Annotated in this window: 1 protein-coding gene; it reads right to left on the reverse strand. The window is 75.8% G+C overall.

Translation table 11 applies throughout. From position 1 onward, the window contains the following. On the reverse strand, positions 1-480 hold a 480-nt coding region (locus AMK24_RS02290; RefSeq protein ID WP_143203690.1), incomplete at both ends, for a prepilin peptidase.

The following is a 480-nucleotide window of genomic DNA, read 5'->3' on the forward strand; positions in this document are numbered from 1 at the left end:
CACGAACAGAACCCCGGTGAACCCGCCGACGAACAGCACGGCCCAGCCGTACCAGCCGAGGACCACACCCAGGGCGAGGGCGAGTTTGACGTCCCCGAACCCCATGCCGTTCGGGTTGATCAGGAAGAGCAGGAGGTAGAAGCCGCCGAGGGCCAGGCCGCCCAGCAGGCCCGAGGTCCAGGAGCCGGCGTGCCCGGGGAGCAGGGCGGCGGCGCCGAGCAGCAGGACGGCCGCGCCCGCCAGGGGCAGGGTCAGCGGGTCGGGAAGCCGGTGGACCCGCCGGTCGACCACGGCGAGGAGCACCGCGACGGGCGTCAGCGCCCACCAGACGATCAGCTCGGGCCTGGCCCCGGTTGCGGCGGCCAGCACGACGCAGACGGCCACGGTGACCACGGGGGCGAGGACGCGGGGCGCGTAGACGGGCGGGCCGGGTACGCGGGCTTCGGAGGCGGGGTCGTCAGGAGCGGCGGGGGGCGGGGG

The sequence above is a fragment of the Streptomyces sp. CB02366 genome (assembly GCF_001905905.1).
Taxonomy (GTDB): domain Bacteria; phylum Actinomycetota; class Actinomycetes; order Streptomycetales; family Streptomycetaceae; genus Streptomyces.